This is a genomic window from Alterirhizorhabdus solaris, from assembly GCF_007785815.1.
GTDB classification, from domain to species: Bacteria; Pseudomonadota; Alphaproteobacteria; order Sphingomonadales; family Sphingomonadaceae; genus Alterirhizorhabdus; species Alterirhizorhabdus solaris.
In genome coordinates this window covers 19165-32677 of sequence record NZ_VNIM01000042.1, presented here as the reverse complement: position 1 = coordinate 32677, position 13513 = coordinate 19165, and the positions used below count along the sequence as shown (strand labels likewise).

Genomic DNA, 13513 nt, shown 5'->3' with positions numbered 1-13513 from the left:
ATCCTCGGACGGGGGAGACGGTGGGAGGGAGAGTGCGGGTCAGCCCAGCGCCAGCCGGGTGGCAAGCGCGGCGGCGAGTGCGGGGATCATCGTGACTGCGCCCACCTTGAGGAAGCGCATGAAGCCGACGTCCTCACCCTCGCGGCGGATCGCCTGCAGCCACAGGATCGTGGCGAGCGAGCCGGTGATCGACAGGTTCGGCCCGAGATCGACGCCGATCAGCAGCGCATCGACGACGAGACGCGGCGGGTGCGCCTGGGCGACGGCGGTGCTGGCGACGAGCCCGGCCGGCAGGTTGTTGACGAGGTTCGAGCCGAACGCGAGCGCCGTGCCGGCCGTCAGCGCCGCGCGTACCGGCTGCGCCGACAGCGATGCCAGCCACGCCGCGACGTGGCCGATCACGCCGGTGTGCACCAGCGCCTCCACCAGCACGAACAGCCCGGCGACGAGCGGCAGCACGCTCCACGACACGTCCCGAGTGATCGAGATGGGGGAGCGGCGCGCGATCAGGCAGACGGCCAACGTCGTCGCCACGCCGGCGATGCAGGTCGGCAGGCCCAGCTCCACGTCGCGGGCCGAGGCGATCAGCAGCACGGCGGCGGTCGCCACGATGCCGGCCAGTGCCGCCTTGCCGCCCGCATCCAGCGGTGCCCGCGTGACCGCGCTTTCGCACGTCCCCGTGATGCGCGCGCGTTCCACCCGGCGCAGCGTCAGGAAGGTGACGACGATGGCCGCGACGGAGGGCAGCGCGAACGAGGCGAACCACTCTCCCAGCGGCGGCATCCGCCCCCCGTACAGGACCAGATTGGCGGGGTTGGAGATGGGCAGCACGAAACTGGCGGCATTGGCCACCAGCGCGCAGGCGAACAGCAGCGGCAGGGGATCCGCCTTCGCCTTGCGCGCTGCGGCATACACCGCCGGGGTGAGCACCACGGCGGTGGCATCGTTCGAGAGGAAGGTCGTGGTGACGACGCCGGCTGCATACACCAGCAGGAACAGGCGCGGCGTCGATGCCCGCGCATGGCCGGCCGCCGTCGCCGCCACCCAGTCGAACAGGCCCTGCCGGCGCGCCGTCTCGCTCAGCAGCATCATGCCGATCAAAAACAGGTAGACGTCGGTGCCCTTGCCCACCGCGGCCCATGCCGCGCCAAAGGGCAGCAATCCGAACGCCAGCAACGCCGCCGCGCCCAGCGTGGCCCATATCGCCTCCGGCCAGCGGAAGGGGCGGGCGATCACCCCGGCGGTGGCGGCAGCGCAGATGCCCCAGGTGGCGCCCGTCGTCAGGAGCATGAGGGGCGATCGCGCCGGCCGGCGCCATGCGCCATGCCGTCGGGGATGCCGTCGCTTTCGTGCATGACTATCGCCATCGCCATCCGTTTCTGGCCGACCGGTTCGGCGATACGCTGCCAAACCCGGCACCGGCGGATTGGCTGCGCCGCCTTCGGCAAACTTTTGCAATATTCATGGCATCCCCGCCCCCGTCACACCGATCCGGCCTTGGAGGCGGCGGTGCGACTGGCTAGACGGAGCCGATGACCGCTGTGCGCAACATCGTGATCCTCACCGGCGCAGGCATCTCGGCCGAGAGCGGCCTCGCCACGTTTCGCGGGCCGGACGGCCTGTGGGAGGGCCACCGTGTGGAGGACGTCTGCACGCCCGAGGCGTTCGCGCGCGATCCGGCGCTGGTGCAGGCGTTCTACGATGCGCGGCGCGCGGCGCTGGCCGGGGTCGTGCCCAATCCGGCGCATGTCGCGCTCGCCCGGCTGGACCGGGAATGGCCGGGCAAATTGCTGATCGTTACCCAGAACGTGGACGACCTGCACGAGCGGGCGGGCGCCACCCGGCTGCTGCACATGCACGGCGAGCTGTGCTCGGCGCTGTGTCTGGCCTGCGACGCGCGTAGTCGGTGGGCGGGCGATCTCGGCGACGGCCCCGCCTGCCCGGCGTGCGGCGTGGCGGGCGCGCTGCGGCCCGATATCGTGTGGTTCGGCGAGATGCCCTACGGTATGGAGCGGATCGAGGCGGCGCTGGCGCAGGCGGACCTGTTCGTGTCGATCGGCACGTCCGGCGCGGTCTATCCGGCGGCGGGGTTCGTGCAGGTGGCGGCGGCGTGCGGCGCGCGCACGCTGGAGCTGAACCTCGAACGATCGGCGGGCAGCGACCTGTTCGACGAGACATGTATCGGCCCGGCGGGCGTGCTGGTGCCGGGCTGGGTGGATGAGGTGTTGGCCGCATGACGACGTTGTTGCTGCTGGCGCTCGCGCTGGCGATGGATGCGTTCGCCGTCTCCGTGGCGCAGGGGGCGGCGGTCCGCCCCGGCCTCGGCGCATCGCTGCGCATCGCGCTGGCGTTCGGCGCGGCGCAGGCGGTGATGCCGCTGCTCGGCTGGGGTCTGGGCATCGCCTTCGCCGGGGTGATCGACGCGGTGGATCACTGGGTCGCCTTCGTGCTGCTCGGCGCGATCGGGGCGAAGATGATCCACGAGGCGCTGGCCGACGACGACGGCGAACCGACCGTCGCGCTGTCCGGCGGGGCGCTGATGCTGGCGGCGCTCGCCACCAGTATCGATGCCGCCGCCGCCGGCGTCACCTTGCCTACCCTCGGCGTGCCGGTGGGGCTGGCGGTGACGGTGATCGGGGTCGTGACGGCGGCGCTGTGCCTGCTCGGCGCACTGGCCGGTGCACGGATCGGCGCGCGGATCGGCCGCACGGCGGAGATCGCCGGCGGCGTGGTGCTGATCGGCCTGGGCTGCCGCATCCTGGCCCAGCATACCGGCTGGCTCTAGGGTCGGACGCCTCGAAACCGAGCCGCTCCTCCCGAGAGGAGCCGACCGGGTATCTGACGCCGATGCTCCACTCTTCCGGGTCGAACTGAGACGGCCGCGCCCTGTGCCGAGCGAGGGAGAGAGGCACGGCGCGTCACGTGGGTGGCCCGCCCTTCGACTTCGCTCGGGGTCTTCAAGCGGTCGTCCGGATCCCCGCTTTTTCCAAACGTGGCCAAGACCCGTCTCGAAGGACGGAGCTGCGACCCTCCTTCGAGACGCGATCGGGCAGGCTCGATGGCTTCTCGGGATGGGCGTCCGGAACGAAACCTCGTCGTCCGGCTCTAGCCCTCGATCCGCGCCAGCACCGCGCGAATCTCGGCGGCGAGGCCGAGCGGGTCGAACGGCTTGGAGATCACCGCCGCGGCCCCCAGTGCGTAATAGCCGGCGATGTCGGCCTGACGCGCGCGCGCCGTCATGAACAGCAGCGGCACGCCGCGCAGGCGGGGCATCACGCACAGGTGGCGGGCCAGCGTCGGCCCGTCCATCTCCGGCATCATCACGTCGAGCAGGATCACGTCGGGCCTCAGCGACTCGTCTTCCAGCAGCGCCAGCGCCTCCGCGCCGGAGGCGGCGGCCGCCACGGTCATGTCCGGGTCCAGCTCCAGCGACATCGTCGCGATCGAGCGGATGTCGTCGTCGTCGTCCACGTAGAGGACGGTCAGCGGCGTGGTCATGCCGATTCCTTCCGGTTGGGCCGGCGCTGATCGAGGATCTCGCCGATCTTGCCCGACAGCGCACGCAGCGAGCGGCGCGACTTGATGAGCACCGCGTCCACCTGACGACCCACCTCCGGCGCCAGCTCGGAGGCGGAATAGATGATCGTCGGCACCGCGCTGCCATCGGGCGCGACGAGTTCGGGCAGCAGCTCCAGCCCCGATCCGTCGCTGAGGTTGAGGTCGAGGATCACGACGTCGGGAACGGTCTGCCGCAGGATCGCGCGCGCCTGTGCCAGGCTTTCGGCACGCAGCATCCGCGCCCGGCCGGCCAGCCCCATCGCCGTCACCTCCAGCATGTCGGGATCGTCGTCGATGTGCAGCAGCGTGGGCTTGCCGTCGCTGGACCGGCACAGCGCCACGTCCAGCGCGGCGAGCAGCCGCTCGGACGAGACCGGCTTGTCGATCCAGTCCACCACGTCGAGCGTGCAGGCCGCCGGATCGCGCGCGCCGTCGTCCGCCACGCCGGACACGACGATGATCGGCACGAGCCGAGTCTCGGGTGCGGCGCGCAGGCCGCGGATCACCGAAAGGCCATTGGCATCGGGCAGCCGCAGGTCGAGGATCACGCCGGCATAGTTGCCGTTGGCCGCCATCGACTGCGCCTCGCGCGCGCTGCCGCACATGTCCACCGCCAGCCCTTCGGCCTCGATCATCAGCCGCAGCACCTGCGCCGCATCATGATCGTCCTCGCACACCAGCACGCGCTGCTGATCCCCCGGGAGACGGGGGGTGCCGCGCGATTGCAGTGCGAGCCACAGGCAGAAATGCGCGCCGCCGCCAGGCGCGTCCTCGAACCATATCTCGCCGCCGTGCGCGCGCACGATCTCGCGCGAGATGGTGAGGCCCAGGCCGCTGCCGCCGGGGATCGCCGCCCCCGCGCCGGACTGGGCGAACCGCTCGAACAGGCGGGTGCGGAAATCGGGCGGCACGCCCGGCCCCTGATCGATGACGCACAGGTTCACCCGGCGCTGGTCGCGCGTCAGTTCCAGCGTCACCACGCCGCCGACGGGCGAGAAGCGGATGGCGTTGGAGAGCAGGTTGCCGATCACCTGTAACAGCCGCTCGGTATCGCCCAGGATCGGCAGCGGCTCCGCAGGCGCGCGCAGCTCCAGCCGCACGTCCTTGGACGTGCCCAGCCCGCGCGTGTCGTCCATCGCGCGGGCGACGACGTCCTTCAGGTCGACCACCGCCTGTTCGAGCCGCGCCTGACCGGAGGCCATGCGATCGATGTCGAGAATGTCGTTGATGAGGCGGATCAGGCGGCGGGCATTGTTGTCGGCGATGTCGACGAGCCGCTCTGCCTTGGTGGACAGCGCGCCCGCCGCTCCCCCGCGCAGCAGCCCCAGCGACCCCAGCACGGAGGTGAGCGGCGTGCGCAGTTCGTGGCTGACGGTGGAGATGAACTGATCCTTCAGCAGTTCGGCGGCCTTGCGTTCGGAAACGTCGCGCAGCGAGGCGACGACGTGGACGCCATCGGCCAGCGGCATCAGCCCCAGCGCCACGTCCACCGTCAGCTCCCGCCCGTCGCGGTGGCGCGCGACCTGATCCACCCGGATCGGCTGGACGATCCGCCCGTCGACGATGCCCATCCGCTCCTCGAACGAGGCCTCGCCGTCCGCCAGCCGCAACAGGCGGGAGATATCGCGCCGTTCCAGCTCGGCGGAGGTGAAGCCGAACATCGCCGTCGCCGCCGGGTTGATGTCCTCGATCGTGCCGCTGGGATTGAGGATGATGATCGCATCGGTGCTGCTGGCGAAGACGCCGCGCAATCGCACCAGTATCTCGCGCGCGGCCATCTCGGTACGGAAACGGACCTGCCGGGTGCGCCAGCCCTGCACCACGATCAGCAGCCATGCGATCGCGCCGAATGCCAGCGTCAGCCAGATCAGCATGCGCGACTTGCCGATCGCGCCGTTCAGCTGGGCGAGCTGCCCGGCCAGCACCGCATCCTCCGTGGCGAGGACGGCCATCGTCAGCGAGCGCGCCCGCTCCATCAGCATCCGGCCCCGGCTGCCGGAGACGATCGCCACCGCGCGCGCCATCCCGTCCATCCGGCGGGCCCGGATCACCCGGTCCATCTCGGCCAGCTTGGCCTCCACCACCCGCCGCAACTCGGCGATGCGGGCGGCCTGCGACGGCTGGTCGCGGTAGCTGGCGACGAAGGCGGGAAGCTGCCGCAGCAGCCCCCGCCGGGCCGGGTAGTAAGGCAGCAGGAATGCCGCATCGCCCGAGATGACGTAACCACGCTGCGCGCTTTCGGCCTGGTTCAGCCGGGCCAGCAGCTCGCTGGTGGAAAGACGGCGGCTGTACGAGTCGCGCAGAACGGCCCGCGCGCCGTCCGCATTGGTCCGTTCCTGCGCCAGCCACAGGCCCAGGACCAGCAGCAGCAGCAGCGTGCCGAGCCCCACCGTGAGGAACAGCTGCGCCGATGGCGGTTTCGGCGGCGGGGCCAGCGGGCCGGTGACGAAGCCGTTGCTCAATGCAGCGGCTCTCGCGCTTCGCCCAGCAGCGGCTGCATCGCCAGCAGCGCCTGCGTTCGCCCGCTCACCCCCAGCTTGCGGAAGATGGCGGTCATGTGCGCCTTCACCGTCGCCTCGGTGATGCCCAGATCGCCGGCGATCTGCTTGTTCAGCCGGCCGTCCGCCAGCGCCAGCAGCACGCGCAGCTGCGCGCCCGACAGGCTGGAGACGCGGCTGCGCGCGTCGCTGGCCCCGGCGTCCCCCACGCTGGCCGGCGGGAACGAGGTGGCCCCACCCAGCATCGTGCGGATCGAGCGCGCCATCTCGTCCAGCGGTTGTGATTTGGGGAGGAAGCCCACCGCGCCCAGCGCGCGCGCCGCCTCGGCCAGTTCCGGCATCCGCTGCCCGGTGACGATCGCGATCGGCACCGATCCCAGCAGGTGCTGCAACCGCATGAAACCGGAGAAGCCGCGTGCATCGGGCAGCAGGAAATCGAGCAGCACCAGCTTGTAGCCCTTGCGCTCGCGCACCAGCGACTCGGCGGCGGCGATCGTGCCGGCCGTATCGATCGCGAGTTCCGGCATCACCGATCGCGCGGCGAGCGAGAGCGCCTCGACAATCAGCGGATGGTCATCCGCGATCAGCAGTCGCGCAACCGTCACGTCATTCCCCCTGTCCCGTCGTGCCCACCATCGACGATGGCCGACATATCGGCTTATGCCAAGGAACCTGTTGAGGCATGTTAAGTCAAGTTGCTTTCACGAGGATTTCTGATGGAGCCGCTCCCCCTTTTGCTGATCGCGGATGCCGTGCCGGCACGCGCCGCATTCGTCCGCACGCACCTTGCCCCGCTGGGCTGGAGGGTGGCGATCGCGGACGACGGCGGCATGGCGCCGACGGAGGTGCCGGCCCTCGTATTGCTCGATCCGGGGCTGGCGTCGGCCGGTATCGCACACGGGATCAGGCGGGCAGGCGAGGGGCCGCCGATCCTCGCCTTTGCCGGCGAGGGCGATTCCGTCGCCGACTCGGTTGCAGGGATCGACGGCATCATCGCCTGGCCCTGCACGCCCGAGGCGCTGGCGGCGGCGATCCGGCCGTGGCAGCCGGTCGATATGACGCTCGACCGGCTGGCGGCGATGTTCGGCACCGCCCGGCTCGCCGGGCTGCTCGCCGACTTCGATGCGCAACTGGCCCACGCGCTCGACCGGCTGGACGAGGCAGACTCGGGGCTGGCGCATCGCATCGGCGGGCTGGCCGGCACGCTCGGCTTCGCGCGCGTATCGGCGGCGTGGCTGGCGGTATCGGAGGGAGAGGTAGCGGCGGTGCCGGCGGCGCGTGCCAGCGCCCTGGCCGCACGCGCGGCGATCGAACGGCGGTTGGGCGCGCCCGACGTGCCTACGGCGTCCGCGCCCTAGCGGCGTGGCCCCTGCTGGCGCGGATCGTCCCAGCGGAAGGCGTTGGCCGGCACCGGCACGTTGAACTTCTGGTCCGTCAGCTGGATGGTCGAGCGGTTGCCCTGCGCGTCCAGCACCGTCCAGCCGCGCAACATCAGCCCGGCGGGCGCGCCGGCCAGCCGCGCGAAGGCGATCGTGATCGTGCCGTATTCTGGATGCTTGGGGTCCTTCGCGGCGATCACCAGCACGCGCGGATCGGGCTGCGACAGCACCTGTGCCGCCTGCCCCAGATCGCGCGACGGATCGAGCAGGATGCCCAGCGGCGAGTTGCCGATCGGCCAGCGCGACACCTGCTTGACCGAATAGTCGATCATCGTCAGCGCCTTGCCGTCGCCCACCACCAGCAGCGGCACGCCCTTCTGATACTGGAAGCGGATACGGCCCGGTCGCTTGAGCGTGAGCGTACCGCCGATCGCCTTGCCGTTGCGGTCGGTCTGGACGAAATTGGCCGTCATCGTCTCCACCGCGCGCAGATGATCGGATACCTGCGCCAGCGGCGAGGGGGCCGCGATCGCGACGGCGGGCAGCGCGAGCGCAAGGCCGAGCGACGACAGGAGGGCGGGGGTACGGACGGTCAAATCATGTCTCCGGGTGCGGCGGGCATGGGATGCTATCGCGGCCCGCCATTTAATCGCGGCTGAACCTGCCGGTTCCGGGGCAGGGCGCGGCAGGCCCGGCCTAGCTCCAGAAGCTGGCCAGATCCGCCGGCTCGAACAGCACCTCGCGGCGGCCGACATGGTCGGGGGTGCCGATGATGCCTTCCTTCTCCATCCGCTCGATCAGCCGCGCGGCGGAGTTGTACCCGACGCGCAGCTGGCGCTGCAGCCAGCTGGTCGAGGCCTTGCGGTTTTCCACCACCAGCTGCACCGCGCGGCGATAGACCTGCGTCTCGGGGTCGTCCGGGCCGGTGGGCGCGCCCTCGATCTCGTAGGCGCCTTCCAGCGGCTCCTCGGTGACGGCCGAGATATAATCCGGCGTGCCCTGTCCGCGCCAGTGATCGGCGATGGCGCGCACCTCGTCGTCGGACACGAACGGGCCGTGGACGCGGGCGATCTGCTTGCCGCCGGGCATGTAGAGCATGTCGCCCTTGCCCAGCAGCTGCTCGGCGCCCTGCTCGCCCAGGATGGTGCGCGAATCGATCTTGCTGGTGACGGCGAAGCTGATCCGCGTCGGCAGGTTCGCCTTGATGACGCCGGTGATGACATCCACCGACGGCCGCTGGGTCGCCATGATGAGGTGGATGCCGGCGGCGCGCGCCTTCTGGGCGAGGCGCTGGATCAGGAATTCCACCTCCTTGCCCGCCGTCATCATCAGGTCGGCCAGCTCGTCCACCACCACCACGATCTGCGGCAGCGGCTCGAACTCAAGCGTCTCCTCCTCGTAGATCGGCTGGCCGGTCTCGCCGTCGTAGCCGGTCTGCACGCGCCGCGTGATCGGCTTGCCCTTGGCCTTAGCCGCGCGCACCGAATCGTTGAACCCGCCAAGACCGCGCACGCCGATCGAGGCCATCATGCGATAGCGGTCCTCCATCTGCTCGACCGCCCATTTCAGCGCGCGGATCGCCTTCGCCGGCTCCGTCACCACCGGCGACAGCAGGTGCGGGATGCCGTCGTAGACCGACAGTTCCAGCATCTTCGGGTCGATCATGATCATCCGGCACTGCTCGGGCGTGAGGCGATAGAGCAGCGAGACGATCATCGTGTTGAGGCCGACCGACTTGCCCGAGCCGGTCGTGCCCGCGATCAGCAGGTGCGGCATCGGCGCCAGATCGGTGATGACGGGATCGCCGGCGATGTTCTTGCCGAGGATGATCGGCAGCTGCGCGGTGGAGGACTCGAAGCCCTCGCTGTCCACCAGCTCGCGCAGCATCACCGCCTCGCGCTTCTGGTTGGGCAGCTCGATGCCGATCACGCTGCGCCCCGGGATGGTGGCGACGCGCGCCGACAGCGCCGACATGTTGCGCGCGATGTCGTCCGCCAGCGAGATGACCCGGCTGGCCTTGATGCCCGATGCCGGCTCCAGCTCGTACATCGTCACCACGGGGCCGGGGCGGATCTCGGTGATGCGGCCCTTGACGTGGAAGTCGTCGAGCACCGTCTCCAGCAAACGCGCGTTGCGCTCCAGCGAGGCGCGGTCGATCACCTGGCCGGTGTTCGGCGGCGGCTCGGCCAGCAGGTCGATCGGCGGCAGCGTGTAGGTGTCGGGCGCGTTGCTGGCCGGCGTCTTGCGCTCGCGCGGTTCCTGCGCGGGGCGGGCTATCGGCTCGCGGATGGTGGGCGGCGTGCTCGTCTCCGCGTCGGGCGATACCGCCGGGCGGGGCAGGGGCTTGCCGGCCTTCGCGATCTTCTGCCGCGCGGCGGGTTTCGTCGTCTCGACCGCCGTTTCCGGCTCCACCGGCATCGACGGGGTGATGGTGACGCGCGGCTCGCGCGAGAAGCGGTCGCGGCGGAACAGCCAGCCACGCTCGCCCGCGTCCAGGCCGAGGCCCCACGCGCCCAGCGCCAGCCCACCCAGGCCGAACAGCAGGATCGCCCCGATCCGGATGCCGGCCTGCACGGGCGCGCCGGGCACGAGGCCGATCAGCGCCTCGATCCCGCCCGCGCCGGCCAGCCCGATGCCGCCGCCCCAGCCGCCGGGCAGCCCGGCGACGGAGCCACCGCGCAACAGTGCCAGCGCCACGTCGAAGATGACGATCGCCGCCGTCGCGATCCCCAGCGATCGCTTCCAGTGCCCCACCGACGCGCCGCGCCACAGCCGCAGCCCGATCAGCAGCACCAGCGGCAGCAGCAGCGCGGCAGCCGGCCCGAGCAGACTGAGCAGCAGGTCGGCGGCGGTGGCGCCGGGCAGGCCCAGCAGGTTGCGCGCGGGCCCCTCTGCGGCGGTGTTGAGCGACGGATCGGTCGGGCTGTAGCTGGCGAGCGCCACCGCCAGTAGCAGCACCAGCGTCAGCAGCGCCGCCGCCCCGGCCAGCGCGGTGCCGCGCACCGCCGCGCGCCGCACTGCGCCACGCGCGCGGATCGACGACTCGCGGATGTTACCGCGCGCCAAAGCCACGTCATGCACCGCCATCAACTGGCCCCCCGGGAGAATCTTCGCGAAATGTTCCGCCCGGAACATGCCCGCTAAGCCGCACAGGGGCAAGCGGACGGCGACCAGCCGTGCCGCCCGCGCCGCGTCAGCCGCCCAGCAGTATCTCGCGGATCTTGCCGATGCCGAAGCGTGCGGCCTTCAGCGGCTCGATATGCGGCATCGTCGGCAGCTCGTCCGGATCGACGAACACGTCGAGCACCGCCGGGCCGGGACTGGCGAGCAGCCCGGCGATGGCACCGGCCAGTTCGGCCGGCTTGCGGGCCGTGAAGCCCTCCACCCCGCACGCGCGGGCGAAGGCGGCGAAATCCATGTTCGGGAACTTCGCGCCCGAGGACGCGGGCAGGCCGGCCTGGTTCATCTCCAGATCCACCAGCCCCCAGCCGCTGTTGTTGTACACGACCACCTTCACCGGCAGCTTGTGCTCCACCGCCGTCATGAACTCGCCGATCTGCATGGTGAAGCCGCCGTCGCCGCAGACGGCGATCACCTGCCGGTCGCGGTTCAGCGCGGAAACGCCGTTGGCCTGCCCCAGAGCGGTGCCAACGGCCGCGTTGTTGAACGAGGCGAGGATGCGCTGCTGCCCGGTCTGCCGCAGCCAGTTGCCCGACCACAATGTGATCTCGCCCGTATCGACCACGAACACCGCGTCGCGCGCGGCCATGTCGCCCAGCATCCGGCCGAGCGCGGGCGGGTGGATGCGATCGGCGCTGCGGGCGGGGTCGGCGCGCTTGTCGAGCATGGCGTCCCACTCGACCCGCGCCTTGGTCGCCTTGTCGAAGAAGGCGGTGTCGGTCTTCGCCGCGACGATCGGGGTCAGCGCGTTCAGCGCCGGGCCGACCGAGCCGACCACCCCCAGCCGTACCGCTGCCCGCCGGCCCAGCACGGCGGCGCGCTCGTCGATCTGGATCACGCGGCCGTCCTGCGGCAGGAACTCGGTATAGGGATAATCGGAGCCGAGCATCAGCACGAGATCGGCGTCGTTCAGCGCGTCCACCCCCGGCGCGCCGCCGATCAGCCCGACGCCGCCGATCCAGCGCGGGTGATCGTAGGCCGCCATGTCCTTGGCGCGGAAGGTGTGGACGACGGGGGCGTTCAGCCGGTCGGCCAGCGTGAACACCTGCTCGATCGCACCGCGACACCCCTCGCCGGCGAAGATCGCTATCTTGCCCGCCGCGTCGATCTCGCGTGCCAGCAGCTGGATATCGGCCGGATCGGGGGAAACCTGCGGGCGCGGGCGCAGCGTGGGCACGCTCGCCACCGCCTCGGGCATCTTCGCACCGATCACGTCGGGCGGCAGGTTCAGGTGCGCGACGCCGCGCTGGCCATAGGCCTCCGCGATGGCCTGGCGGAACACGGGGGCCGCCTGCTCCGGCGCGGTCACGGTCTGGGTGTAGGCGGAAACGTCGCGGAACAGCAGGTCGGGCGTATCCTCCTGCAGATAGTCGGTGCCGCGATGCTCGGCCGGTACGCCGCCGGAGATGGCAAGCACCGGCGCATGGTCCTTGCGTGCCTCGTACAGGCCGGCGACGAGGTGGTTGCCGCCCGGTCCGGTGGTGCCGCAGCATACCCCCAGCCGGCCCGTCAGCTTGGCCTGCCCGGCCGCCGCCAGCGCCGCGCCCTCCTCGTGGCGGACGCCGATCCACTCGATCACGTCCTGCCGGCGGATCGCATCGGTCAGCGGGTTGAGCGCATCGCCGACCACGCCGAAGATCTGGCGCACGCCGAGATCCGCGAGGGTGGCGACGAGCGAATCGGCGACGGTCTTGGCCATGATGAGAGTCTCGCACGCAAGGGACAGGGATGCGTGGCAAACCGCCGGGGGCCGGCGGGCGTTCCGTCATCCGTCTCGGCGCGCTACCGCCCCGTCATGGGGCGGCCCGGCTCAGGCGTCGCCGTCCACGCTGGCCGGGTCGATGTCCGCCTCCGGGGCGGCCGTCTGGTAATAGGGCTCCACCGTGCCCTTGGCGGTGATCGTCAGCGGGTTGCCCTTGCGATCGACGGTCTTGCCGATCGCCATCTTCACCCAGCCCTCGCTCACGCAATATTCGTCGACGTTGGTCTTCTCCACGCCGTTGAAGCGGATGCCGATGCCGCGCATCAGATGCTCCGGCTCGTAATACGGGCTCTTCGGGTTGTTCGAGAGGCGGTCGGGCGGCGTGTCGGTCATCGGCTCGGGCTTTCGGTTGCGACGTGGCGGTTGTCAGGCCGGTGGCGATAGCCGCCTGCGCGCCGCTTTCCAACCGCCCAGTCTGCCGCACGGTGCGCTGCCGGCCTCAGCCGAAATCCAGCCGCGCCCATACCGGCAGGTGATCGGACGCAGTGCGCGCGCTCGCCGAGCGATGCACCCCGGTTTCGGCCACGCGCAGATCCTGGCTTACCACGATGCGATCGAGGCGGGCGATCGGCTGGCGCGCGTGGAAGCTCGGGCCGGTCTCGGCGAACGCATAATGCTGCGCGAAATCGCCGAGGCAGCCGCCGTGGCGCCGCCATTCGTTCATGTCGCCCATCATCACGGTGGGCAGGGGGCGCGGCTGCTGCTCGATATGCATCATCACCGCATTGGCCTGCCGCCTGCGCCACAGGCCGGACAGGTCCAGGTGCATCCCCACGATGCGGATCTCGCGCCCGTTCAGCCTGATGTCCGCCATCACCGCGCCGCGCGGCTCCAGCGCGGGCAGCACTAGCGGCGCGCGGTGCAGGATGGTGGCACTCTTGCGGACGAGCAGGGCGTTGCCGTGCCACCCGATCCCGCCGGGGCGGATATCGAACGGCACCGGGCAGTAGTCGCTGTGCTCGGCGATCATGTTGAGCGGCAGCGCGCTCAACCGCGTGCCGAAGCGGCGGTCCGCCTCCTGCAGCGCCACGATATCGGCGTCGACTTCGCGCAGCACGTCGAGGATGCGGTCCGGCCGGTGGCGGCGATCCGAGCCGACCGCCTTGTGGATATTGTAGCTGGCGACGAGCATGGGC

Annotated in this window: 12 protein-coding genes; 3 read left to right on the top strand and 9 right to left on the bottom strand. The window is 70.9% G+C overall.

The window, feature by feature from the left end; all coding sequences use genetic code 11:
- Positions 1-39 precede the first annotated feature (39 nt).
- Complete coding sequence (locus tag FOY91_RS11515) at positions 40-1290, bottom strand: arsenic transporter (RefSeq protein ID WP_145151741.1); 1251 nt, start codon at positions 1288-1290, stop codon at positions 40-42.
- Between the two features lie 242 nt (positions 1291-1532).
- Here FOY91_RS11515 and FOY91_RS11510 point away from each other — a divergent pair, with 242 nt between their 5' ends.
- Entirely contained in the window at positions 1533-2237 is a 705-nt protein-coding gene (locus tag FOY91_RS11510) for an NAD-dependent deacylase (RefSeq protein WP_145151738.1), read from the top strand.
- Positions 2234-2785 carry a manganese efflux pump MntP gene (locus FOY91_RS11505; RefSeq protein WP_145151735.1) on the top strand — a complete coding sequence of 184 codons (552 nt, stop codon included), beginning with the start codon at positions 2234-2236 and terminating at the stop codon, positions 2783-2785. The genes FOY91_RS11510 and FOY91_RS11505 overlap by 4 nt, the downstream gene beginning before the upstream one ends.
- Positions 2786-3105: 320 nt before the next feature.
- On the opposite strand, the gene FOY91_RS11500 is transcribed toward FOY91_RS11505, so the two are convergent.
- Genes FOY91_RS11500 through FOY91_RS11490 form a run of 3 tightly spaced genes read right to left on the bottom strand, consistent with a single transcriptional unit; the run spans position 3106 to position 6661 of the window.
- Positions 3106-3498 carry a response regulator gene (locus FOY91_RS11500; RefSeq protein WP_145151732.1) on the bottom strand — a complete coding sequence of 131 codons (393 nt, stop codon included), beginning with the start codon at positions 3496-3498 and terminating at the stop codon, positions 3106-3108.
- Positions 3495-6020, bottom strand: a complete 2526-nt coding sequence (locus FOY91_RS11495) for a response regulator (protein ID WP_145151728.1) — start codon at positions 6018-6020, stop codon at positions 3495-3497. Before FOY91_RS11495 ends, FOY91_RS11500 begins: the two co-directional genes overlap by 4 nt.
- On the bottom strand, positions 6017-6661 hold the full coding sequence (locus FOY91_RS11490) for a response regulator transcription factor (RefSeq protein ID WP_145151725.1): 645 nt from the start codon (positions 6659-6661) through the stop codon (positions 6017-6019). Before FOY91_RS11490 ends, FOY91_RS11495 begins: the two co-directional genes overlap by 4 nt.
- Positions 6662-6772: 111 nt before the next feature.
- On the opposite strand from FOY91_RS11490, the gene FOY91_RS11485 reads away from it, so the two are divergent.
- Positions 6773-7414, top strand: coding sequence for a response regulator transcription factor (locus FOY91_RS11485; RefSeq protein ID WP_145151722.1), 642 nt, complete (start codon positions 6773-6775; stop codon positions 7412-7414).
- On the opposite strand, the gene FOY91_RS11480 is transcribed toward FOY91_RS11485, so the two are convergent.
- From FOY91_RS11480 to FOY91_RS11460, 5 genes are all read right to left on the bottom strand, one after another.
- The gene (locus FOY91_RS11480) at positions 7411-8031 is read right to left on the bottom strand and encodes a LolA family protein (RefSeq protein WP_238995624.1); all 621 of its coding nucleotides are present in this window, start codon (positions 8029-8031) and stop codon (positions 7411-7413) included. The two genes, FOY91_RS11485 and FOY91_RS11480, sit on opposite strands and share 4 nt — an antisense overlap.
- Positions 8032-8131: 100 nt before the next feature.
- A complete protein-coding gene (locus FOY91_RS11475; protein ID WP_145151715.1) occupies positions 8132-10522 on the bottom strand; it encodes a DNA translocase FtsK 4TM domain-containing protein in 2391 nt (796 codons plus the stop codon).
- A gap of 106 nt (positions 10523-10628) precedes the next feature.
- On the bottom strand, positions 10629-12314 hold the full coding sequence (locus tag FOY91_RS11470; RefSeq protein ID WP_145151712.1) for a thiamine pyrophosphate-dependent enzyme: 1686 nt from the start codon (positions 12312-12314) through the stop codon (positions 10629-10631).
- Between the two features lie 111 nt (positions 12315-12425).
- The gene (locus FOY91_RS11465; RefSeq protein ID WP_145151708.1) at positions 12426-12710 is read right to left on the bottom strand and encodes a DUF3297 family protein; all 285 of its coding nucleotides are present in this window, start codon (positions 12708-12710) and stop codon (positions 12426-12428) included.
- Between the two features lie 106 nt (positions 12711-12816).
- Entirely contained in the window at positions 12817-13509 is a 693-nt protein-coding gene (locus FOY91_RS11460; protein ID WP_145151705.1) for an endonuclease/exonuclease/phosphatase family protein, read from the bottom strand.
- Between the last annotated feature and the right edge of the window lie 4 nt (positions 13510-13513).